General features: G+C 38.0%; 21 protein-coding genes and 1 tRNA gene. 13 read left to right on the forward strand and 9 right to left on the reverse strand.

All coding sequences use genetic code 11. The annotated features are described in order from the left end of the window. Window positions 1-43: 43 nt before the first annotated feature. Window positions 44-2,002 carry a DNA topoisomerase (ATP-hydrolyzing) subunit B gene (gene gyrB / locus FHS59_RS17935; RefSeq protein ID WP_184496743.1) on the forward strand — a complete coding sequence of 653 codons (1,959 nt, stop codon included), beginning with the start codon at window positions 44-46 and terminating at the stop codon, window positions 2,000-2,002. 116 nt (window positions 2,003-2,118) lie between these two features. Continuing rightward, window positions 2,119-4,245 carry a polyphosphate kinase 1 gene (gene ppk1 / locus FHS59_RS17940; RefSeq protein WP_184496744.1) on the forward strand — a complete coding sequence of 709 codons (2,127 nt, stop codon included), beginning with the start codon at window positions 2,119-2,121 and terminating at the stop codon, window positions 4,243-4,245. 89 nt (window positions 4,246-4,334) lie between these two features. Here the strand turns inward: ppk1 and FHS59_RS17945 are convergent, their stop codons facing one another. Genes FHS59_RS17945 through FHS59_RS17960 form a run of 4 tightly spaced genes read right to left on the reverse strand, consistent with a single transcriptional unit; the run spans window position 4,335 to window position 7,543 of the window. Beyond that, the gene (locus FHS59_RS17945; protein WP_184496745.1) at window positions 4,335-5,213 is read right to left on the reverse strand and encodes a Ppx/GppA phosphatase family protein; all 879 of its coding nucleotides are present in this window, start codon (window positions 5,211-5,213) and stop codon (window positions 4,335-4,337) included. A gap of 12 nt (window positions 5,214-5,225) precedes the next feature. Further along, a complete protein-coding gene (locus FHS59_RS17950) occupies window positions 5,226-5,435 on the reverse strand; it encodes a hypothetical protein (RefSeq protein WP_184496746.1) in 210 nt (69 codons plus the stop codon). A 48-nt stretch (window positions 5,436-5,483) separates the two neighbouring features. Further along, window positions 5,484-7,265, reverse strand: coding sequence for an SLC13 family permease (locus tag FHS59_RS17955; protein ID WP_184496747.1), 1,782 nt, complete (start codon window positions 7,263-7,265; stop codon window positions 5,484-5,486). Window positions 7,266-7,267: 2 nt separating this feature from the next. After that, complete coding sequence (locus FHS59_RS17960) at window positions 7,268-7,543, reverse strand: DUF202 domain-containing protein (protein WP_184496748.1); 276 nt, start codon at window positions 7,541-7,543, stop codon at window positions 7,268-7,270. A 48-nt stretch (window positions 7,544-7,591) separates the two neighbouring features. On the opposite strand from FHS59_RS17960, the gene FHS59_RS17965 reads away from it, so the two are divergent. Further along, on the forward strand, window positions 7,592-8,488 hold the full coding sequence (locus tag FHS59_RS17965; RefSeq protein ID WP_184496749.1) for a DUF3078 domain-containing protein: 897 nt from the start codon (window positions 7,592-7,594) through the stop codon (window positions 8,486-8,488). Window positions 8,489-8,804: 316 nt separating this feature from the next. Here the strand turns inward: FHS59_RS17965 and FHS59_RS17970 are convergent. Continuing rightward, window positions 8,805-8,878: transfer RNA gene (locus tag FHS59_RS17970), tRNA-Arg, on the reverse strand. Window positions 8,879-8,897: 19 nt separating this feature from the next. After that, window positions 8,898-10,112, reverse strand: a complete 1,215-nt coding sequence (gene sucC, locus FHS59_RS17975) for an ADP-forming succinate--CoA ligase subunit beta (protein WP_184496750.1) — start codon at window positions 10,110-10,112, stop codon at window positions 8,898-8,900. 256 nt (window positions 10,113-10,368) lie between these two features. Between sucC and FHS59_RS17980 the strand changes: the two genes are divergently transcribed. Beyond that, a complete protein-coding gene (locus FHS59_RS17980; RefSeq protein WP_184496751.1) occupies window positions 10,369-11,019 on the forward strand; it encodes an ABC transporter ATP-binding protein in 651 nt (216 codons plus the stop codon). On the opposite strand, the gene FHS59_RS17985 is transcribed toward FHS59_RS17980, so the two are convergent. After that, window positions 11,016-11,471, reverse strand: a complete 456-nt coding sequence (locus FHS59_RS17985; protein WP_184496752.1) for a peroxiredoxin — start codon at window positions 11,469-11,471, stop codon at window positions 11,016-11,018. The two genes, FHS59_RS17980 and FHS59_RS17985, sit on opposite strands and share 4 nt — an antisense overlap. Before the next feature lie 146 nt (window positions 11,472-11,617). On the opposite strand from FHS59_RS17985, the gene FHS59_RS17990 reads away from it, so the two are divergent. The 6 genes from FHS59_RS17990 to FHS59_RS18015 all read left to right on the forward strand — a co-directional run bounded on the left by FHS59_RS17990 (window position 11,618) and on the right by FHS59_RS18015 (window position 17,640). After that, a complete protein-coding gene (locus FHS59_RS17990) occupies window positions 11,618-12,430 on the forward strand; it encodes a DMT family transporter (RefSeq protein ID WP_184497556.1) in 813 nt (270 codons plus the stop codon). Window positions 12,431-12,485: 55 nt separating this feature from the next. Continuing rightward, window positions 12,486-13,976: a nicotinate phosphoribosyltransferase gene (locus tag FHS59_RS17995; protein WP_184496753.1), complete on the forward strand. Its 1,491-nt coding sequence runs from the start codon at window positions 12,486-12,488 to the stop codon at window positions 13,974-13,976. Then, entirely contained in the window at window positions 13,966-14,601 is a 636-nt protein-coding gene (pncA, locus tag FHS59_RS18000) for a bifunctional nicotinamidase/pyrazinamidase (protein ID WP_184496754.1), read from the forward strand. Before FHS59_RS17995 ends, pncA begins: the two co-directional genes overlap by 11 nt. Next, on the forward strand, window positions 14,594-15,106 hold the full coding sequence (locus FHS59_RS18005; protein ID WP_184496755.1) for an acyl-CoA thioesterase: 513 nt from the start codon (window positions 14,594-14,596) through the stop codon (window positions 15,104-15,106). The genes pncA and FHS59_RS18005 overlap by 8 nt, the downstream gene beginning before the upstream one ends. Before the next feature lie 378 nt (window positions 15,107-15,484). Then, entirely contained in the window at window positions 15,485-16,069 is a 585-nt protein-coding gene (locus FHS59_RS18010; protein WP_184496756.1) for a hypothetical protein, read from the forward strand. Window positions 16,070-17,052: 983 nt separating this feature from the next. Further along, window positions 17,053-17,640 carry a T9SS type A sorting domain-containing protein gene (locus tag FHS59_RS18015; RefSeq protein WP_184496757.1) on the forward strand — a complete coding sequence of 196 codons (588 nt, stop codon included), beginning with the start codon at window positions 17,053-17,055 and terminating at the stop codon, window positions 17,638-17,640. A 40-nt stretch (window positions 17,641-17,680) separates the two neighbouring features. On the opposite strand, the gene FHS59_RS18020 is transcribed toward FHS59_RS18015, so the two are convergent. Both FHS59_RS18020 and FHS59_RS18025 read right to left on the reverse strand, forming a co-directional pair. Beyond that, window positions 17,681-18,934: an ADP-ribosylglycohydrolase family protein gene (locus FHS59_RS18020; RefSeq protein WP_246388511.1), complete on the reverse strand. Its 1,254-nt coding sequence runs from the start codon at window positions 18,932-18,934 to the stop codon at window positions 17,681-17,683. A 1-nt stretch (window position 18,935) separates the two neighbouring features. Continuing rightward, the gene (locus FHS59_RS18025) at window positions 18,936-19,898 is read right to left on the reverse strand and encodes a phosphotransferase (RefSeq protein ID WP_184496758.1); all 963 of its coding nucleotides are present in this window, start codon (window positions 19,896-19,898) and stop codon (window positions 18,936-18,938) included. 181 nt (window positions 19,899-20,079) lie between these two features. Between FHS59_RS18025 and FHS59_RS18030 the strand changes: the two genes are divergently transcribed. The 3 genes from FHS59_RS18030 to FHS59_RS18040 all read left to right on the forward strand — a co-directional run bounded on the left by FHS59_RS18030 (window position 20,080) and on the right by FHS59_RS18040 (window position 23,577). Further along, complete coding sequence (locus FHS59_RS18030; RefSeq protein ID WP_184496759.1) at window positions 20,080-21,237, forward strand: acyl-CoA dehydrogenase family protein; 1,158 nt, start codon at window positions 20,080-20,082, stop codon at window positions 21,235-21,237. A 75-nt stretch (window positions 21,238-21,312) separates the two neighbouring features. Continuing rightward, complete coding sequence (locus tag FHS59_RS18035; protein WP_184496760.1) at window positions 21,313-23,001, forward strand: AMP-binding protein; 1,689 nt, start codon at window positions 21,313-21,315, stop codon at window positions 22,999-23,001. A 132-nt stretch (window positions 23,002-23,133) separates the two neighbouring features. Further along, window positions 23,134-23,577, forward strand: coding sequence for a hypothetical protein (locus FHS59_RS18040; protein ID WP_184496761.1), 444 nt, complete (start codon window positions 23,134-23,136; stop codon window positions 23,575-23,577). Window positions 23,578-23,588 lie beyond the last annotated feature (11 nt).

Here is a 23,588-nt window from a genome sequence, read left to right on the forward strand (position 1 = left end):
ATCACCTTTCTATGGCCCTTATTGAGGGTTTTCTCCAGAAAATATGAGTGAAGAAAAAGCTAATAAACCCGCAAATTACGGTGCAGGTAATATCCAAGTATTGGAAGGTTTGGAAGCAGTCCGTAAAAGGCCTGCCATGTATATCGGCGATGTCGGTATCAAAGGACTCCACCACCTGATTTGGGAAGTTGTAGATAACTCCATTGATGAAGCGCTGGCAGGGCATTGTGATACGATTCATGTGACTGTCAACGAGGATAATTCCATTACCGTAGAAGATAATGGTCGTGGTATTCCGACTGATTGGCACGAAAAAGAGCAAAAATCTGCTTTGGAAGTAGTATTGACCGTGCTCCACGCAGGTGGTAAATTCGATAAGGATACCTATAAGGTTTCTGGCGGATTGCACGGTGTGGGTGTTTCCTGCGTGAATGCACTTTCTACAGATTTGAAAGCAACAGTTTTTAGAGATGGCGTAATCACAGAACAGGAATTTAAAATCGGTGTTCCACAATATCCAGCCAAGCAAGTTGGCAAGACGGATAAGAGAGGTACAATGATTCATTTCAAGCCTGATGCTTCCATTTTTACCCAAACTGAATTCAAGTACGAAACGATTGCCAATCGTCTAAGGGAAATGTCTTTCCTAAATGCTGGGATCAGGATTTTCTTGAAGGACCTAAGAGAGATCGAGGAAGATGGAAATCCAAGATCAGATGAGTTTTTCTCTGAAGGAGGATTGGTAGAATTTGTTCAGTACTTGGACAGTACCAGAGAGAAAATTATCGAGGAACCTATTTACATCGAGGGAGAAATTAATTCTGTGCCTGTTCAGGTTGCAATGAATTACAATACCTCATACACTGAGAATGTGGTTTCATATGTGAATACCATCAATACGTATGAAGGTGGAACTCACGTAACTGGATTTAGAAGAGCTTTGACAAGAACGTTGAAGTCTTATGCTGATAAATCCGGTATGCTTGATAAGTTGAAAATCGAAGTTTCCGGTGATGATTTCCGTGAAGGTTTGACTGCTGTAATTTCTGTGAAAGTTGCAGAACCTCAATTTGAAGGTCAGACCAAAACGAAACTTGGTAACTCTGATGTAGTGGGAGCGGTTGATTCAGCTGTATCTGAAACATTGCAATCATGGCTAGAAGAGCATCCAAAAGAAGCTAAAATCATTGTTGGTAAAGTGATTTTGGCCGCTCAAGCACGTCACGCTGCTAGAAAAGCACGTGAAATGGTTCAGCGTAAAAATGTCTTGGGAGGCGGAGGTTTGCCAGGAAAGCTAGCAGATTGTGCCAATTCTGATCCAACCGTTTGTGAATTGTACCTTGTCGAAGGGGACTCTGCAGGTGGATCTGCCAAACAGGGAAGAGATAGAGATTTCCAGGCTATTTTACCACTAAAAGGAAAAATCCTTAATGTGGAAAAAGCTCATGAGCATAAAATTTATGACAACGACGAAATCAAGAACATCCTTACCGCTTTAGGGGTGAAATTCGGAACTGTCAATGATGACAAAGAGCTAGATCTATCCAATCTTCGATATCATAAAATTATCATCATGACGGATGCTGATATTGATGGTTCTCACATTCGAACTTTGATTTTGACATTGTTCTTTAGATACATGAGAACGCTAATCGAGAACGGATATGTCTATATCGCATTGCCACCTCTTTATTTATTGAAGAGAGGAAAAGATGAAAGATATTGCTGGACTGAGGAAGAGCGTAAGATCTTGACCAAGGAAATGGCAAAAGACGGTAAAGAAGATAGTGTAGGAATTCAACGATACAAGGGTCTTGGGGAAATGAACCCAGAGCAGCTTTGGACAACCACGATGGATCCAAGTGTCAGAACGATCAAGCAAGTGACAATTGATTCGGCTGCAGAAGCAGATCATTTGTTCAGCATGCTGATGGGAGATGAAGTGGCACCAAGAAGAGAGTTCATCGAAAAGAATGCGAAATACGCTAAAATTGATACTTAAGGCTATTTTGAAATATTAAAAGGGGCCTATGTGCCCCTTTTTTTAATTCTTTAACAAATTGATGAAATACCGATTGATAAAGGAATTTTAAATTGCCATCCCAAATATGAGCTTTTATGAAACTGGCATTGAAAGATAAATACGAATCTATTATCCAAAAAAGTGATTTGGTCAGCAGAGACCTGAGCTGGCTGAAGTTTAATGAAAGGGTACTGGATCAATCGAAAAAAGAGCACCGGACTATTTTTGAAAAGCTGAAATTTCTAGCAATTACAGCTTCTAATCTGGATGAGTTTTTTATGATCAGGGTAGGTTCTTTATATAATTACCTTGATTACGATAAGGAGCGCGTGGATTATTCAGGTTTGCGAGAAGAGCCTTTCAAAAATAAACTGATGAGTGATTGTCAGGCCTTTCATAAAGATCAGCATGATCATTTTACCAAGGTGATCCTTCCAGGACTTGACAAAGAAGGTGTTTCCCTTTACAATCTGTCGAAATTGACTGATGTTGAAAAACAGAAAGTTCAGGACTATTTCGAAAAAGCGATTTACCCAATGTTGACACCAATGGTGTATGATGGGTATCGTACCTTCCCAATTTTGATGAATAAACTTTTGGTTTTTGGAGTGGTTACGACCAGTCCTGGAGAGCGAAAGGATATGAAAAAATTGAGTTTCGTCCAGATTCCGTCAAACATTCCTAGGTTTTTTGAAATCGAAAGAGAGAATTCCTTGCTTTTGATTCCTATTGAAGAAGTGATTCGTGAACACATCGTTTCTCTTTTTAGAAATGTTGAAATTGAAGGAATCAGTTTATTCAGGATTACAAGAAACGGAGATTTTACCCTTGAAGAATCCGAAGATATGGATGCTAACTTCCTCGAAGAAGTGAAGCGAAAATTGATGGAAAGAAAGACGGGTAGGGTAGTACGAATTGAAATAGAAGAAGGATATAGCAAATGGATGCTCAACTCTCTTTTGGAGAGATGGAACCTGAAAATGGATTCTGTTTTCCTTATCAAAAGAGCCAGTATGATTGATTTCACTGGGATGTGGCAGATCGTTGGGAATAAAAAATTCCGTGAGCGATTACCACAGGTTCATCCTCCGGTGAGTCCTTTGTCTTATCCTGAAATTGGAAGAGCGGATATTTTTGAAACGCTTAAAGAGAAGGATATTCTTCTGCATCATCCGTACAATAATATTGATTCGATATTAGATCTGATCAATAAAGCGGCTGAAGATCCAGATGTGATGGCCATCAAAATGACGATTTATCGTTTGGCAAAGGATAGTCAGATTACCAAAGCTTTGCTGAAAGCAGCAGAAAACGGAAAACACGTTTCTGTTCTTTTCGAAGTGAAGGCCAGATTTGATGAAGAGAATAACATACGAGAAGCAAAACGACTTCAAAAAGCAGGTTGCTTTGTAATTTATGGTATCACTCATCTGAAAACACATACCAAACTTCTTCTGATTGTGAAGAAGGATGCGAGTGAAATTACCAGGTTCGTTCACCTAGGTTCGGGAAATTACAACGAGGACACTGCCAGGCTTTATACTGATATTGGCTTGCTTACTACCAATGAAACTTTGGCAAATGATGTTTCTGAATTCTTTAATGTAATCACCGGCCATAGCATGCCGACTCAATACAAGAATTTGATTACAGCGCCAAGAGACATGAGGAATCAGCTTATTCAATATATTGAGGATGAGGCTGATAATGCCAGAAATGGGCTTCCAAGCGGGATTTTTATCAAGGTTAACTCTCTTGAGGATTCCGAAATCATCTATGCTTTGTATCGTGCTTCCCAGTCGGGCGTCACAATTAAAGTGATTGTAAGAGGAATTTGTTGTTTGAGACCTCAGCGAATGGGCTTAAGTGACAAAATAGAAATCATTTCTATTGTTGGGGATTTCTTAGAGCATTCGAGGATCTATCATTTCCATAATAATGGCGACACCAGAACTTATGCAGGTAGCGCTGATATGATGGTAAGAAGTTTTGACAAGCGATTGGAATCTTTATTTAAAGTAGAATCTCCGCTTCTCGAGAAGCAGTTGATGAATATATTGGCATACAATCTACGTGACAATGTCAATGCCTACGTGATGCAAGAAGATGGTACTTATGTAGCAAAATCACCAGTTGGGGATGAGGAAGAATTCAATGTTCATAAGGAGTTTTTCAACTTGGATCCGGAACAAGTAAGCCAGGTCCAATTAGTTGAATCCTGAAAAACGTATAACCTCTTAAGTTTTGGACACTTTCAGAGGTAAAACCAAAAGCCGAAGAATCAATTACTGATCTCTTCGGCTTTTTTATTTCAAAGGGTTTTTCTTCTTTCGAAAAGTACCTGCATCATACCATCTTTTAATCCCAAGTCAGGAACTAGGATTTTTTGGGAATTAGCCATTTCCATGGCACGCAGATAAATTTTCCCAGCGGGAATAATCACATCGGCACGATCTTCATTTAGGTTGAGTTTATTTACTCTTTCTTCAAAAGAAAAGCTTTCTAGTTTATGTAAGGTCTCCTCAATCTTAGCGGAGTCCAGATATTTTCTGGTTGTTTTAGGACCTGAAAGTTCAAAGATCTTACTAATGTTTCCACCGGTTCCTATGGAAATTATTCTTGCTTTGGGAGAAACATTCTTTTCTATAAACTTCCTCATTGACTGCCAGACAGGTTCTTGAACTTTGTCTTCCAGCGCCCTGACAGAACCTATTTGAAATGATTTTGATGCAGTTTTTACCTTGTTTTGGTAAATGTTTAATTCTGTACTTCCACCTCCTACATCAATATGTAAATATGCTCTTTCATCAATCAACCTTAGTAAAGATTTATTGATCAGTTCGGCTTCCCTGTTTCCATCGATGATGTTGATTTTTAGTCCGATTTCTTCTTTTACTTCCTGAACGATGTCTTTTCCATTCATACTTTCTCTCATTGCAGAGGTAGCACAAGCCATGTAATCATCCACCTCATAGAGATCAATCAGAATTTTAAAAGCTTTCATCAGCTTGATGAATTTTCGCCTATTTAAATCACTGATTTTCTGAGTATGAAAGACATCCAAACCAAGTCGAAGGGGAAATCTTAAATATTCTACCTTTTTAAAATTATAGGAACCGTCGTAAAACGTCACCTTCGTGATTTGCATCCGAATGGCATTGGACCCGATATCTACTGCAGCAAGTTTCAAGTTATCAGGTGTTTATTTTTTCTTGGAAATAGCGACTAAAACTACACCTGCAGCAATTACGACTCCTCCTGCATAAGATGGCCAAGTCACTTCTCTTTTTTTGTTAGCATTGATTTGAATCGGTCCGGCATCTACCACATTTTCTTTTGTGGTAAAGCTGAAGTTGTTGGTGAAAAGCATTAAAATGCCACCGATGATTAATATAAAGCCGAAGATTTTCATTGGATATTTTTATAGTCTATTAGTGCAAGGATATTGCCAGACATCATCTTAAAAAGGAAATATAATAGGGATGACCAAAGTGCCTATAATCCAAAATAAAAGATTTAATGGCGTACCTACTTTTAAGAAATCTCTAAACTGATAATTACCAGGAGAATAAATCATGGTATTGGTTTGATAGCCCATTGGGGTCATGAAACTTAAACTTGCAGCAAAAGTGACGGCCATGAGCATGGGGCGAGAATCAACACCCAAACTTGATGCGATGCTGATTGCTATAGGAGCCAATAAAGCAGCCGTTGCATTGTTTGACATCACATTAGTTAGTAAAAAAGTAAGGCCGAAAATTGCTCCCAAAACAATTCTAGGTCCATAACTCCCTAGCAAGTTTACGATGGATTCACCTAATAAAGCCGAGCCACCTGTTTTCTCCAGGGCTGCACCCATGGAAAGTATACCAGCTAGCATAAATATTACTTTCCAATCAATTGCTTTATAGGCTTGTTCAGTGGTTATAACCCCTAAAATCACCATCGCAACCGCTCCTGTAAGGGCACTGACGACTATTGGGAACACATCCAAAATAGCCAATGCCAATACGGCAAGCATGATGATTAGTGTAAGTATGATTTTCGTTTTATTGAGCGTTTTACTTTTAGTCTCTGAAATCAAAAGCAAACCCTCCGTTTCATTTACTGATTGGATACTTTCTTCCGTACCTCGAAGTAATAAAATATCGCCTGATGCAAGTCTGGTTTTGGTGAGTAGCGTATCAAGCATTCCTTTTCTGTGGCGGATGCCAATAACCAATACTTGATTGAAAAGCTCCTTGAAATTGAGCTCCTTGATGCTTTTTTTGATTAGAAAAGAACTAGGTGTAACTACTGCCTCGTATAACCTTTCTTCTTCGCCAATTACAAGCTCTTCATTCCAGGCTAGTTCTGCTTTTAATTGAATTCCTTGATAGGTTTTGAGTTTTTCTAAGGTTTCTTTATCCGTACTAAATCGAATAAGATCACCTATTTGAATGGGAGTATTTTGGTACACTCTTACTTTTCTCCCATCTTCTCTGATGATTTGTAAGGGATTTACCGGAAGCTTATTGAATAGTTTTTGCTTTGAAACAGGTTCTTCCAATTGCGAAAAATCATCCTCAATAATCATTTCAGAGAGGTAATTTCCAAGCTCCATGTTTTCTCCAAATAAAGCTTTACTTTTTCTGTTGGGTAAAAGAAACCTGCCCACAAAGAGCATATAGACTATTCCCGCTCCGAGAAATACCAGTCCCATGAGGCTCATTTCAAAAATTCCAAAACCTGGTAATCCAGCTCTTTCAGCTATTCCGCTCACCAAGATATTTGTGCTGGTGCCAAGTAGGGTACAAACTCCACCCATCAAAGCCCCAAAAGATAGTGGCATCAGTAATTTGGAAGGAGCAATTTGATTCTTTTTAGCAAGTTGGATTACTGCTGGCATCAATAAGGCAACCACAGCTGTGTCACTGATGAATGCTGAAAGAACACCAGAAGAGACCATCAAACTCAGCATTAACCTGAATTCACTTTTCTCTGCCTGCTTGCTCAATCGATAGCTAAATGATTCTAAAATACCTGTGCTGAAAATAGCTGCTGAGAGCACAAACATGGCAGCAACTGTAAGAGTGGCTGAATTGGAAAAACCAGCTAGACCTTCCTTTACATCTAAGATTCCGGTGAGAAGAAATAAAACCATGACTCCAATGGAAACTGTGTCGATGGACAGTTTTTCGGTAAAAAATAGAATTATTGCTAAGGAGATGATCGATAAAGTCAGGGCTATTTCAAAAGTCATAATCACATATTGAGGTAGTTTCCTTTCGCTAGCTTTTTCTTGACTTTGATATAATTGATTATGCCAACGATTAAAATGGAGAAACTCAATCCCAATGCCAGATAACCCAACTCACGCACATGGTCTAATTTGTCTACTTCAAATAATGCGATACCACTAACCAAAAAATACAATGAAGTCCTTATGAAAGACAATAAAGTGCGTTGATTGGCCAATGTTGTACGTTGTCGTGCTAAAAAATCACGAATAATCAGTTCTCTTTCCAAGTCATTTTCCATATTTGTATTATATTATTTAAAATCTATTTATTCCAAATCTTATAAATTATGAAAAGAATCTCTACACTTTTCCTTCTTCTTTTTCTAGCAGGGAATTTATTTGCCCAAGATGAGACGCCGATAGTTCCTGCTGATACCAGTTATTGGCTGAAAGAAATCAGCGGTGGCTTAAATTTAAACCAAGCTTCATTCAGTGGCAACTGGCAAGGTGGTGGTGTTAATTCTATTGCGGTCGGAACTTATCTTTTTGGAAGAGCGAATTATGCCAAAGATAAATGGACTTGGGATAATACTCTGGATTTGACTTACGGAGTGGTAAAAAATAAAGATGAAGAAGGAAGAAAGTCTAATGATAGAATTTATTTGGATTCTAAAGTCGGATATGAAATAAATGACAAGTGGAATTACTTTTTTGCAGTCAATTTCCTTTCCCAATTTGCTCCGGGTTATGATTTTGTTGAGCCGGAAAAAGTGCTGATTTCAAAATTTCTTAACCCTGCTTATTTGACTACTTCAATAGGTGTAGAATATAAGCCAAATGATGAGTTTAGTTTGAGGATTTCTCCATTTGCTCCGCGTTGGACTTTTGTGACTGACACGGATTTATATATGAATGTTCCGACTAACTATGGAGTGGAAATAGGGAAGACAGTCCGTACAGAATGGTTAGCTTTTAACTTATTGGCAGATTGGAATAAAAAGCTCTCTGAAAATCTCACTTTCATGATGCGTTATCAAATGTTTGCTAACTATGAAACATTGGCATTTGATACAATTGATCATCGTTTGGATATTGGCCTTACAGCCAAAGTTTCTAACCTGATTAATGTAAGTTTAACGAGTTTGAGTATCTACGACATCGATCAAGACGATAAAATCCAATTTAGCCAAGGTCTGGCTTTGGGAATTGCATTTAAGAGAGGAAACTTCCCCGAGGAGAAATAAAAATTAACAAATTTTTATTTGGCATTTTGATTTAATTATAATTGTATTATTTTTGAATTCATTGTGGTAGTTAAATAATAGTTGGTTTAGTTTTCAAATAAAGGGCAGGAGATTTTCTCCTGCTTTTTTATTGCCCTAAAGCCTAATAAAGCCATTTTTTTAAATCTCCTGTTAGATCTCCGAATAATCCTATTTTTTTCAAAAAACCATTTTCTTTCACTGTTTGATATACTGAGAAGTAAAGGTTATTTCAAGTCCTTCTTCAATCCTATTTTATATTAAACGCAAAAAGCCCAGACTTTCGTCTGAGCTTTTGTACACTCGGAAGGATTCGAACCCTCAACCCTCGGAGCCGAAATCCGATATTCTATCCAGTTGAACTACGAGTGCCTGAAAATTTTTCAGTTATTTATGCTTCTAAAACAGCCTGAACTTTGTCCGCTGCTTCTTTCAACGTGATGGCAGATTGAACTTTCAATCCTGACTCATCGATGATTTTAGCACCTTCTATTGCGTTTGTTCCTTGTAGTCTTACGATAATTGGAACTCTGATGTCTCCAATTGATTTATATGCTTCTACCACACCATTTGCAATTCTATCACATCTTACGATTCCACCGAAAACGTTGATCAAGATTGCTTTTACATTAGGATCCTGAAGGATAATTCTAAATCCAGCTTCAACAGTAGTAGCATTTGCTCCTCCTCCAACATCTAGGAAGTTTGCAGGCTCACCACCAGAAAGCTTGATCATATCCATAGTCGCCATTGCAAGACCAGCACCATTTACCATACAACCTACGTTTCCGTCAAGTTTTACATAGTTCAAGCCTGATTTTCCAGCTTCTACTTCCAATGGATCCTCTTCTGCCAAATCTCTCAACTCAGCAAGGTCAGCATGTCTGTAAAGTGCGTTATCATCCAAATTTACTTTGGCATCTACTGCCAAAATCTTATCATCTGAAGTTTTCAACACAGGGTTGATTTCAAACTGAGAAGAATCAGTTGCTTCGTATGCTTTGTAAAGAGCAGCAATGAATTTTACCATCTCTTTGAAAGCTGTACCAGTCAAACCTAATTTGAAGGCAACTTTTCTGATCTGGAATCCCTGAAGTCCAACTTTAGGATCGATCCATTCTTTGATGATTTTTTCTGGAGAATGTTCTGCCACCTCTTCGATGTCCATTCCTCCTTCGGTAGAAGCCATGATGACATTGCTTCCACTTGCTCTATCCAAAAGGATAGATAAATAATATTCTTTTGGTTCGGATGCTCCTGGGTAGTACACATCTTCTGCAACAAGTACTTTGTTTACTACTTTGCCTTCCGGTCCTGTCTGATGCGTCACCAAAGTCCCGCCCAGAATATTTTTAGCTTTTTCAGCTACATCTTCTAGTTTTTTGGCAAGAACCACACCGTTTGATCCAGTTTGCTGGATTTTACCTTTTCCTCGGCCACCGGCATGAATTTGAGCTTTGATCACATACCAGGAAGTTCCGGTTTGAGCATTTAGCTTTTCTGCTGCTTCCTGAGCTGCTTCTGGACTGTCGGCTACAATACCTTCCTGAATGCGAACTCCATAACCTTTTAATACTTCTTTAGCCTGATATTCGTGAATATTCATGTGTGTAAGATTTTTTTCTCAATTGTCATCCCGATAGCTATCGGTAGGAATCTCGCATGGTTAGGGTTATTACCCCTATAACTTTTCAGTCATGCTAGATTTCATCCTATGAAAATTTTTGCCCGAAGTTAAGTCCTCTGAGTCGATAAATCAACCCCGGAATAATCCTTTCTTCTCAAAAAATGCCGTTTATTGGGAATTAAATACGTATCTGGAAAAGATTTATTCTAATTTTAAATCCGTAAAAAATCTTACTATGCTGAAAGCCAGTGGTATCCATAAGCACTATGGAAATCTACATGTATTAAAAGGGGTTGACCTTGAAATTTCATCTTCTGAAATAGTTTCTATTGTTGGCTCCTCTGGAGCGGGAAAAAGTACCCTTTTACACATCTTAGGAACCTTGGATAAACCTGATGAAGGGGAATTGTCGATGAATGGCAAAAACCTCTTAGACCTAAATGGAGTCAATCTGGCAAAATTCAGAAATGAGCAAATAGGATTTATTTTTCAGTTTCATAATCTTCTTCCTGAATTTACAGCTTCAGAAAATATTCAGATTCCGGGTTTGATAAAAGGAACTGATCCAAAACAATTGGAAAAAAGGGCGGGGGAGCTTGCTGAGATTTTAGGAATCAGTCATCGATTGGATCATAAACCTTCCACACTTTCTGGAGGTGAACAGCAAAGAATTGCTGTAGCACGTGCTCTTATCAATGACCCTGCTATTATTTTTGCTGATGAACCTAGCGGGAATTTAGATACCCAAAATGCAAGAGCGCTTCACACCTTGTTTTTTACTCTTCGCAAAGAGCTGGGGCAGGCATTTGTAATTGTCACGCACAATGAAGAACTGGCAGGAATGGCCGATCGAATGGTGACCATGAAAGATGGTGTGATTCTTTAAGCCTTCTTATTAATGTTTTTAAGCATGGATTCAATATGAGATTTTGCCTCAAACATTTCTGAAAAAGAGGCTTCTATTTCATGCTTCTCATTGAGTAAATAAGTGATCCTTTTTGGCATTTTGATTAAAGGCACTAGTGCATCATAGGCTTTACATACTTTTCCTGAAGGATCGGAGAGCAAATCAAAAGGTAGTTTGTATTCTTTTTTGAATTTTTCGTGAGAAGGTATATCATCCTTACTGATTCCTAAAATCGGAATGGAGAGGTCTCTGAAATCTTCAAATTTGTCTCGAAATTCGCAGGCCTCTGCAGTACAAACTCTAGTGAAATCTTTTGGATAAAAATAAACTATCAAAGCTTTTCCTTCGAAATCCCTAGAAAGAGTGATTTTTTTATCTCCGGTAGCTGCCAGAGTGAAATCCGGTGCTTTTGTTCCTTTTTTTAACGCCATATCTCCAACCTAACTAGCAACTAAAATCAAAAGTTTCAATTTTTTTTATTTCCATTGAAATAGTCTGAACTATCCATTGGATTTTTACATTTGGATTCCATAAACCACCAAATAATCCGCCTGTGAAAATCAGCAGCGTCCAGTCTATGATCTTGGCTGGGATATTTTTTGCCTTGATGAATGTATCTGTTAAATACGTTCCTCATATCCCTGCTATAGAGATTATTCTTTTTAGATCTCTATTTAGTTTGGTGTTCAGTTATAGCGTGCTGAAAAGGCAAAATGTCAAGGTTTTTGGGAATAATAAGAAATTATTGGTATTGAGAGGGGTTGTTGGTTCAGTAGGATTGATTTCATTCTTTTATACCCTGCAAAAAATCCCACTTGCCAGTGCTGTGACGCTACAATATCTCTCACCTATTTTGACGACCATTCTTGGAATCTTCTTGGTAAGGGAAAAAGTAAAACCGATTCAGTTTCTCTTCTTCGGAATTTCTTTTCTAGGAGTGGTTTTGGTTCAGGGTTTTGATACCCGTGTCAATCTGCTATACGCGAGTATTGGTTTTATTTCGGCTTTATTTTCAGGTTTGGCTTATAATGTAATCCGAAAGCTCAAAAACACTGAGCATCCATTGGTAATCATATTTTACTTTCCTTTGGTCACATTGCCAATTGCTATCCTGATCAGTTTCTTCACTTGGGTTCAGCCGGAGGGTTGGGATTGGGGAATTCTTTTATGGATTGGAATCTGTACCCAGACCGCTCAGTATTTTATGACTGTGGCTTACCAAAATGCTAATGTTTCCAAAATTTCCAGTCTCAGTTATTTAGGAGTTTTCTATGCCCTGATATTTGGTTTTTTCTTTTTTGGAGAAGCCTATACATTAATGGCCTATGTAGGAATGGCGCTTTTATTATTAGGAGTAGTTTTAAACTACCGGGTAAAAAACCCAGCCTAAATCGGTTTGGTCTAGCCAAGCTCAATATTTACCTTTATAACCTAGCTTTTTTTCTATGAAAATCACCAAAGATTTATACCAAGGTTCCTTAGCACTTTTAACTGATTTCTATCAATTGACCATGGCTTATGCCTATTGGAAATCCGGTAAGGCAGAGCAAGAGGCCGTTTTCAATTTGTTTTTTAGGAAACATCCTTTTCAGGGAGGATTTACTTTGGCCGCAGGCCTGGATTATGTAATTGACTATTGTAAGAATTTCAAATTTGGAAAAGAGGATATTCATTACTTGTCTGAAATGAAAGATAAGGATGGGGAAAGACTGTTCGACCCAGGGTTTTTGGATTATTTATCCAATATGAAATTCACTTGTGACATCGATGCTGTAGAGGAGGGAACGGTTGTTTTTCCTAATGCTCCGATGATCCGGGTAAAAGGGCCTTTGATTCAATGCCAATTACTGGAAACTCCTTTATTGAACATCTTTAATTTCCAGACCTTGATAGCCACCAAAGCCGCAAGAATTAATCTTGCTGCCAAAGGAGAACCTGTATTAGAGTTTGGGTTGAGGAGGGCGCAAGGAATCGATGGTGCCTTGGCGGCATCTAGAGCTTCCTATATCGGAGGTTGTACTTCCACTAGTAATGTTATGGCTGGAAAGCTATTTGGTATTCCTGTTTCCGGAACTCATGCCCATAGCTGGATCATGTCTTTTGAAACTGAATTGGAGGCTTTTGAGGCTTATGCTGATGCTTTTCCAGACCAATGTATTTTCTTGGTTGATACCTATGATACATTAAATGGAGTCAAGAATGCGATAAAAGTAGGGGAGGCTTTGCGAAGCAGAGGAAAAGAGATGGTAGGAATCCGAATAGATTCTGGTGACTTGGCCTATTACAGTAACAAAGCCCGGGAAATGCTGGATGAGGCTGGTTTTCCGGATGCGAAAATTGTTGCTTCCAATGATCTTGACGAACATATCATTACCTCATTGAAGGGGCAGGAAGCTTCGATTAATGTTTGGGGAGTGGGAACAAAGTTGGTCACTGCCTTTGATCAGCCAGCCTTAGGTGCTGTTTATAAATTATCAGCTATCCGAATAGAGAATGGAACATATGTGCCCAAGATCAAAATTTCCCAACAATCTCTAAAAATCAATGTGCCGGGATTTCATAATGTGAAACGCTATTATTCTAAAGGAATGGCTGTCGCAGATATGATTTACTTGGAAGATCAGGAAATCAATCCAAAGGGGATTGTCATTATTGATCCAATAGATAGTACAAGGAGAAAAAGAATTATGCCGTACTTCTATCAGGAAGAAATTTTGCTCAAGCCGATTTTCCGGGAAGGAAAACAAGTTTATACCTCTCCAGACCTTTCTACCATTAGAAATAGAGCAGCTTCCCAATTGGAATCATTGGATAAAACCCACAAGCGTATGGTAAATCCACATTTGTATCCAGTTGGATTAGAGGAAAATCTGCACCATTTAAGAACAGAATTGGTTCTAAAAGCACAAAAACTGGATCAGAAAGATGAAAAATAGAAACGAAGCACTGATCATCGTTGATGTTCAGAATGATTTTATACCTGGAGGAGCTTTGGCGGTAAATGAAGGAGATCAGATTGTACCTGTGATAAATAAGATTCAAAAAGAATTCGAGTTTATCGTTGCCACGCAAGATTTCCATCCTTCGAATCATGGAAGTTTCGCGGCGAATCATCCCGGAAAAAAAGTCGGGGAATTCGTTGGATTAGGAGGACTAAATCAAATTTTATGGCCGGTTCACTGCGTTCAGGGAACTTTTGGAGCAGAATTTCATAAAGATCTGGACCGAGAAAAATGGAAAGCTGTATTTCAAAAAGGTACAAATCCAGAGGTAGATTCTTATTCGGGTTTTTTTGATAACGCCAGAAGAGGAGACACTGGTTTGGGAGATTTCCTGAAAAGCAATGGGATAAAAAAAGTATATATCTGTGGTTTAGCTTTAGACTATTGTGTGAAGTTTACTGCTTTGGATGCTCAAAGTTTAGGTTTTGAGACAGTCTTGATTGTAGATGCTACGAGAGCAGTGAATATTGATCCTATGGATGGTGATTTTGCAATCGAGGAACTGGCGAAATCAAAAATCAGAATTATTAACAGCCACGAATTAGAAAATCATGTTTGAATACGATCCACAAAAGCATTATCCATCTGAGACGGAAAGCAGAGTTGTCATTCGGTTTCAGGATTGTGATCCATTGAGACATTTAAATAACGCCAAGTATTTTGACTACTTCTTCAATGCCAGAGAAGACCAAGTTCCGAAATTGTATGGACTGGAAGTGATGGATTTGATCAAGAAATACAAAGCTGCTTGGGTGGTATACAACCATAATATCAGCTACGTCAAACCTGCGATGGTGGGGGAATGGGTTAGAATTATGAGCCGGATTATTTGGCATAATCACAATACTATCGTCGTTGAATATTACATGACGGATGATAGCAAAAAACAATTGAAGACGGTTCTTTGGTCTACGATGCGATACGTGACTTTGGCTGAAGGTAAGTCAACGGACCATACAGGAGCAGTGATGGATTTCCTAAAAGCAACCTCAGGAAACCTAGATATTTCTGATATGGATATCAAAGATCGGGTAAAGAAATTAAGCCTGGAACTCAAAAAATAAATTTGACATAAGTCAATTTTATGTGTCTCAGCGGACAAAACCTGTACAGCACCGTACAGGTTTTATTTTTATATATAGTTTGATTTCAATGTTTTATGAAAAAAAATAAAATTAAATTTTATTAATAAACACAATAAACTGTAACCTCCATTTTTGGAAATTACCCCTTATTCTGTCCGCTGCCATGACAGTCGGACAAGAAATATTTAAATTTTGTTCGATAATGTTCGTTTATATGTCCAAACATTAAAATAATATTTTGTAATAATTAATTTTTATTAAGAATTAGATCCTTGAAAAAAGTTTGAATTGGCATGTTCAATTGGTTTTGGTATGAGCTTGGTGTCTTGGTAAGCACGACACTAAACCAACATTGTTATGAAAACTTTATTCACTTTAGCATTGGCAGGCGCCTTATCTTTTAGCGCTTTGGCCTCAGCAGACGAAGATTTAAGAGCTTTATCTGACGTAAATTCTAATTACAAAAAAATCAATGTCCTATTAAGAGAGGGAGTTGGCGATGCCAAAATTGTCCTTTTAAATGAAGATGGACATAAACTTCACCAAAGAAAAGTCCATGTAAAAGGAGATGACATTATGGTTCCTTATAATCTGGACGATTTGCCTTGTGGGGAATATCAGATTAGGATATCCACCGAGGATGAAGAGGTTGTCTACACGGTAGAAACCAAAGAAAAACCAATTGCTGCTTCGGATATGCCTTTAATGGCTTATGGAAAATTGCTTGACGACAATACAATTAATTTGACTGTAATCGGATTGCTGGAACCTGGGGTAGATGTAAAGGTAAAAACTGAAAAAGGCGGCCGGGTAGTTCATGAAGAATTCATTGACCAACCAGAAGGTTTCAAAAAAGCATTCTCATTTAATGGTATTGACCCAGAAGATATTTACCTGGAATTGACCGATGCCATCGGTAGAACAAGAATCATCCATTTCTAGGATTTCGATATTTAGTTTAGTTGACAAAAAGGCCATGATCAGATGATTGTGGTTTTTTTTGTTTTTACCTATATAGGATTTGACTTCCTGTTTAAAATTGCTCAAAGAAATCTTCTAGCCTTTATTAATTTTTTAAGACGAGATGACTTTTGAAGGTTTTTAATTAGGAAGGTCATAAGTAATCATTCGTTTTTTCATAGGAGAGGAGCCTATTTATAGGGTGTTCTTATTCCTATATATAAAGAGTCAATTCAATTAGCTCAGCTCTTTTATTTTTACCGAGTAAGTAAATTCAATTTTCATCATTAAAGAAATACAGCTCTTGAACTTTAAAAGAAAGTCCATTGGAAGCAATTTGAAATAAAATCTATTTAGGAATTCTATGCCGAATTTTTAGATTTTTCATATTGTAAATCAACTTTCTTACCATTGCCAAAGGAAAAAGGGTTTGATGTATTCTTCAAAGTTCTGTGGAAAGTGGACTGTCGTCGGTGGAAGATTATCCGCGACTTTCTAAACTTATTCTTTAACTACTGGCTGCATTGCGGATAATCATGTTTTTTTAAATACCTAATCCATCTAACGATTCTCGTTTTCGAAGTTCCAACTAGAAAATTGTTCACTAAGTTGATTCCTAACGGACGAAACCTGTACAAAAGCGTACAGTTAATTTTTGGCAGGATTGGCACAAAAATATTTTTAAAGATTTTCAGGAATTAATTTTCCTTAACATCTCTCTATACCTGTAACCTTCAGTTTTCTAAAAAACCCAAAAATCTGTCCGCTAACAATACAAGCGAACAGGAGATTGACTTGGAACTGAACAGGTTTTGTTAATTTTTCGTGAATTTTTCAAAATTTAATTTCGGTAAAGTGTTAAAAAAGTAAAATAAAATCAGTGCAGTAGATTTTGGTTTTGGCAAGGCAGAGCGAATTGGTACGTGCTTGGCAATAAGGAAAGCACAACACTAAACCAACATGTTATGAAAACCTTATTCACAATCGCAATGGCAGGAGCCTTATCTTTTAGCGCATTAGCAGCTGACGCAAACGAAGACTTAAGAGAACTTTCTGCAGTAAATTCAAAGTATAAAAAAATCAATGTTACTCTTAAAGAAGGAGTAGGAAGCGCCAAAATCACCATCTTGAATCAGGATGGAAAAAATTTGAGCCAAAGAAAAGTAAATGTAAAAGGAGAGAGCCTGATGGTTCCTTATGATTTGAATAGTTTGCCTGCTGGCGAATATCAAGTGAGAATTGTAACGGAAGAAGAGGAAGTTACATACACCGTTGCTACCACTGAGAAGCCTATTCCAGCAGAAGACCTACCACTGATGGCTTATGGAAAAGCATTAGACGATCATACAGTAAGTCTTGCAGTTATCGGACTTCTTGAGCCTGGCGTAGATGTTAAAATCTATTCTTCAGAATCTGGAAAAGTGATCTATGAAGAGCATATCGATCAGCCGGAAGCTTTCAAAAAGAATTTCTCTTTCCGTGATATGACTTCTGAAGACATCTACATGGAAGTGACTGACGTCAAAGGAAGAACAAGAACATTATTCTTCTAATACTAAACCAACTGTTAGAAGACGCCCTGGTCCGAATGGATCAGGGCTTTTTGTTTTTTAAAAGGTGGTTAGCCATTTTTTTTGCAAGATCCTCGAGGTCGATACCTAACTGAGATTTTGTTACTTCAAGGACTTTTTCTCTTGAGCTTTCAGGAAGCTTTTCGAATCCATGATAAGCTCCCAAAATTCCACCTGCCACAGCTGCAGTGGTATCATTGTCTCTCCCATAATTGACCAGAAATACAATTGTGTTTTGGAAGTCAAAATCGGAATAAATCATAGCTGTAAGAACCTGAACGTAAATTTCTCCAGCATGAAAAGGCATGTCCTGCTGCCTTTTGTCTAATTCTGAAAATGCAAATTTTAAAGCTTCACTATCCGGTTGCATTCGATTTTCTGAACTGTCCAGAGCTAAGGAATTCTGATGGATTGAAAGAGCTTCGACTAAAATTCTTTGTGCTGTCCGACCTACCAATCTGCTTTCGTAATAGCCTCTTGGATCAATTCGTAGTGAAGCCAAAATATCCTCTTTTGTGGCATTTTTCTTCATTCCTGCGGAGGTCATTGCTGCTGCCAATGCAGATAAATCCCTCGCGTACCCAATATCATAAATGGATAATTTGTAGGCTTCGGCATAAGCTTTTTCTGGACTAGCGGGGTAAATAGCACCAATAGCTGGAGTATAAAGCAAACCTGCGCAGACCATTTCTCCGCCGTAAAAACGACTTAAGGAATCTGCATAACCATCCACATTTCCTTTCAAATATGGCTGACTTACTTTGGCCCATTCCTGAAGCCAGATCAACTTCAAAGTTGCCTTTTCAATTTCTGCCGGATCAATACCATCAATTGATTTGAGCTCTTTGACATAGTCGGAATATTGATCGAGAATGTATTGAGCAAAATCTTTTGAGTCTAAAGATTGAGGGTTTTGGGTGAGTAAGTAGTTGAATGTTAAATTCTTCCATCTTGTATCATCTGTTGTTCCTCCTGCAGGTAGATTTCGAATCCAAATTCCTTCTGGAGAAGCTTCCCGCACCATAGAATCCAAGGTCTCAACAAAACCATATTGTAAGTTGATATCCTCTCTGGACCACATTTCGGTAGGGGCACCCATGGCATCTCCAATTGCGGAACCAACGAGCATACCAAGTATTTTATCCTCTAATTCCTCTGGAGTTAATCCAGAATCTAAAATGGGGATTTCTTGAGTGCCAAAGGTTTCATTTTTTTGACTGTTTGTGCAGGCTATGGTAATCAGGAAACAAAGAATTAGAAGAGGAGAATTTTTCATTTTAACCTAAAATCAAATTTACTGCCTGGTCCATTAATTTCTCTTTCTGGTCCAAAGTCATTCTCACGGGAAGTTGAGCAATCCCGATCAACCTTCTTAATATTTCAACTCCTTGGTATTGATCCAATAATTCCGGGGAAATAGGCTGATTATAACTATGGAGAAATTCAGCTTTTAGGCTGCTAGGTTGAAGACTTAAATTGAGATGTGCAAACAAAACACCCAAATCAAACTCAGGATCACCAAGAAAACCGAATTCTGGATCAATGATTTTAATTCCCGAATCACTTTTTAACCAGCTTCCAGGGTAAAAGTCTCCATGCAAGAGGGTTTCTCCTTGCGATAAGTATTTCCTTCCTAATTCATCAATCTTTCTTTTCAATGCAGTATTGGATTTATACTTCAGGCTTAATTCCTGCAAACCAATTTGTACTGAATCAAGGTCAAATCCGTTTTCAAGTGAAAATGGAAAGTTAAAAATATGCTCATGGTTCAGCAGCTTCATTTCTCTGTTGTCGGGGAAATCCTTTATTTCCAATTCATGAAGGGCGTTCATATAATCAACTAGCTTGGATATTGTAGCTGATTCCATGGTACTTTCCCCTCGATATAGATCCGAAAAGTCCTTGCCTTTTCCCAGATCTTCAGTCATCAAAAGATGATCATCTGAACGGTATGCTAAAACCTTTGGAGAGAAATTTTTTAATACAGGATGCTTTTGAACATGCTGATAAAATGCATGCTCCACCTCGATCCGACTCAGAGGGGCAGGGATTTGAGGATATTTATTGACATAAGTTTTTGATTGTTTCAGAATGACAGACCGTTGATTGGTTGTTATCCTTAAAACGACATTCATATTGCTATCTCCCGCGGTTTCGGATTTCAGAATTTCTTCCTCGTAATTCCAAAATGGAATTTTACTGATTTCCTCAAGGCTGGTTGACACTTCCAGATTTATCATGTTAATAGAATTGTTTTTACTTCAGTCAATATAAACGTATTCAAACTTAGGTTTAGATTTTTGGAAATTTCAGAAGAAACTTGAGTTTTTACATCACTGGACGATGTGATTATAATTTTGAACTTGCTCCCGTTTAAAAATCATTATTTTTGATAATAAGAAATTTAATATAAACCCACATATGTTTGGATTACCAAGAACTTTATTCACAGAAGAGCACGATTTATTTAGGCAAAGCGTGCGAGAATTTATAGCCAGGGAAGTGACCCCTTACAATAAGGAATGGGAAAAGAATCAGATGGTGTCCAGGGAATCTTGGAAGAAATTCGGTGAAAATGGATTTTTAGGCATTCAGGCTCCCGAATCATTGGGAGGCATGAATATTCAGGATTTTAGATTTAATGCAGTCTTAATTGAAGAGTTAGGCCTGAGTGGTTGTTCCGGTCCAGCAATCGGATATCCGCTTCATAGCGATATTGTGATGCCATATATTCTTCATTTTGGTACAGAAACAGCTTTACAGAAATATATCCCCAAAATGGTCTCCGGTGATTTTATTGGAGCGGTTGCCATGACTGAGCCTGGTGCCGGCAGTGACTTGCAGGGAATTCAGACGCGAGCAGAGGACAAAGGAGATCACTATCTAGTTAATGGTTCTAAGACCTTTATTACAAATGGTTTTCTTTGTGATGTGGTGGTTGTAGCAGTAAAAACCGATCCAACAAAAGGAGCAAAAGGGATCAGTTTGATTATCGTTGACCGTGAAATGGAAGGATTTTCCAGAGGAAAACCTTTTGATAAAGTCGGCTTGCATGCTCAGGATACCTGTGAGTTGTTTTTTGAAGATGTGAAAGTGACAAAGGAAAACTTACTTGGTAAAGAGGGGGAAGGATTCAAGTATCTGATGATTGAACTTGCACAGGAAAGATTGGTAGTGGCGCTTGCAGCAGTTGCTCTTGGAGAATATATGTTAGGAGCGACGATTGAATACGTGAAATCCCGTAAAGCTTTTAATAAATCTATCTCAGATTTTCAGAATACTAGATTTAAGTTGGCTGAAATGACGGCGGCATTAGAACAAGGAAGAATTTATTGTGATTACCTCGTTCAGCTTCATAACGATGGGAAATTGGATTCTGCAATGGCATCGGCAGCAAAATACAATATGACAGAATTGCAATGTAAAGTTGCCGATGAATGTGTCCAACTCCATGGCGGTTATGGTTATATGTGGGAATATGGAGTTGCTCGAGCCTATGCCGATGCGAGGGTCCAAAGAATCTACGCAGGGACAAATGAAATTATGAAAGAGTTGATAGCAAGAAAAATTTTAAAATAGTCTGATAAATTCATTGTCCAATCGGTAGAAATTAATCAAATTCAGAAAAAATAGATTACCCAAAATACAGATATAATGAAGGATTTTCCCTGGTTCAAAAGTTATCCGGCATCGGTAGACAAGCAGGTTGATTGCGAGGCTTATCAAAGTGTGCCAGAACTTTTTGAAGAATGTGTAAAGAAATATGGCTCTGCTACTGCATATGAATGCATGGGGAAGACACTTTCATTTACAGAACTTGACAAACTTTCTTCTCATTTTGCGAATTACTTAATCCATACTTTAAAATTAGAGCATGGTTCCCGAATAGCGATTCAGATGCCCAATACGCTGCAATATCCTGTGGTGATGTTTGGTGCATTGCGTGCTGGAATGATTGTGGTAAATACCAATCCACTTTACACCTCTTCGGAAATGAAGCATCAGTTCAATGATGCTGGAGCGGATGTAATCATCATCATCGCCAATTTTGCCTATAATCTGGAGAAAATCAGATCTGAAGTTCATACAAAACGGATTATCGTTACTGAACTTGGCGATATGCTAGGTTTCTTAAAAGGTACTCTTGTCAATTTGGTCGTGAAGCATGTAAAAAAGATGGTGCCGAGTTACAATTTACCGGGCGCTGATACTTTGAAATCTGCTTTGGATCAGGGAGCTGAATATGAATTTGTCCCACCGAAAATTTCATTGAACGACACAGCTTTTCTTCAATATACCGGAGGTACAACTGGTGTTTCAAAAGGGGCAGAACTGACTCACGGGAATATTATTGCAAACATGCAGCAGATTTCTGCTTGGATGAAACCAAAGTTGAAAGAAAGGGAAGAAGTAGTGATCACAGCTTTGCCTTTGTATCACATTTTTGCTTTGACAGTCAATTGTTTAGCAATGCTAAAAATCGGTGCGCATAATGTGTTAATTACCAATCCAAGAGATATGCCAGCCTTTTGCAAGGAGCTATCCAAGCAGAAATTCTCAGTATTTACAGGTGTCAATACGCTATTTAATGGTTTGTTGAATCAAGAGTCATTCAGAAATCTGGATTTTACTCATCTAAAAATAGCAGTAGGAGGAGGGATGGCTGTTCAGAAAGCTACAGCTGAAAAATGGAAAGAAATCACAGGAACCCCACTTGCAGAAGGTTATGGCCTTACTGAAACTTCGCCTGTAGCATCCTGTAATCCTATTGACGGAACTGAACGAAACGGAACGATTGGAATTCCACTTCCTAATACTGAGATGACAGTGATGGATGATGAAGGAAATGAACTGAAAGTGGGAGAGCGGGGAGAAATCTGTATCAAAGGTCCTCAAGTGATGAAGGGATATTGGAAGCGACCAAAAGAGACAGCAGAAGTTATGAGGGGAGAATGGTTTAAATCTGGTGATATCGGAATCATGGATGAGGATGGTTTTTTCAAAATCGTCGATCGTAAAAAAGAGATGATTTTGGTCTCAGGCTTTAACGTTTATCCAAATGAAATTGAGGATGTTATTGCCTCTTGCCCTGGAGTTTTGGAAGTAGGTGTGATAGGAATGCCAGACCCTAAGTCAACAGAAAAAGTCGTTGCTTATGTGGTACCAAAAGACAAATCTCTTACAGAACAAAAGGTGATTTCACATTGTCATGAGTCTCTGACCAATTACAAATGTCCAAAAGAAGTTTATTTCACTGATGAGCTTCCAAAATCAAATGTGGGCAAAATTCTAAGAAGAAAAATCAAAGAAGCACATATCGAAAAAGTCAAATCCAAAGCCTAATTATTGGTAAAGAATAATTTTAAAAGTTAACTTCTGAAAGTTCATGTAAAAGCTCATTATTTAATAATGGGCTTTTTTTGCTTGTTGCATTTGTATGCCCAAGATCGTAATTGATTTAAAACCTATTATTTGATGAAAAGAATAATTTTATTGTGCTCCATCATTTTCCTTTTCTTTTCCTGCGAAAACGAAAAGCCTGAAGAAAAAAATATTATTGGAAAATGGGAATTGGTAGAGATTTATAATTCTTGGACAGGTACGGCAAGTACTGAAAATGTGGAGAAGCGATTTCAGACCTATCAATTCATGTCTGACGGATCATTTAAGAAGACAAGAACTTTTGATGAAAATGAATTGAAAGAAGGGACAGGTACCTATGAAATTGAAAATGTTCCTGCATATAGTTCTTCTGATGCCAGACTATACATCAATTTAACATATACAGGGGGTGAATCTGTCGTAAACAATTGTGGAGACCCTGATAAAGAACAATTGGTTTTGAGATTTTCGAATCAACTAAGTAATTTTTCTGCGACTCCTTGCGATGGAGCTGGATTTACTTTTGAGAAAAAATAAAAAAAGCCATC

Source organism: Algoriphagus iocasae (assembly GCF_014206875.1).
GTDB classification, from domain to species: Bacteria; Bacteroidota; Bacteroidia; order Cytophagales; family Cyclobacteriaceae; genus Algoriphagus; species Algoriphagus iocasae.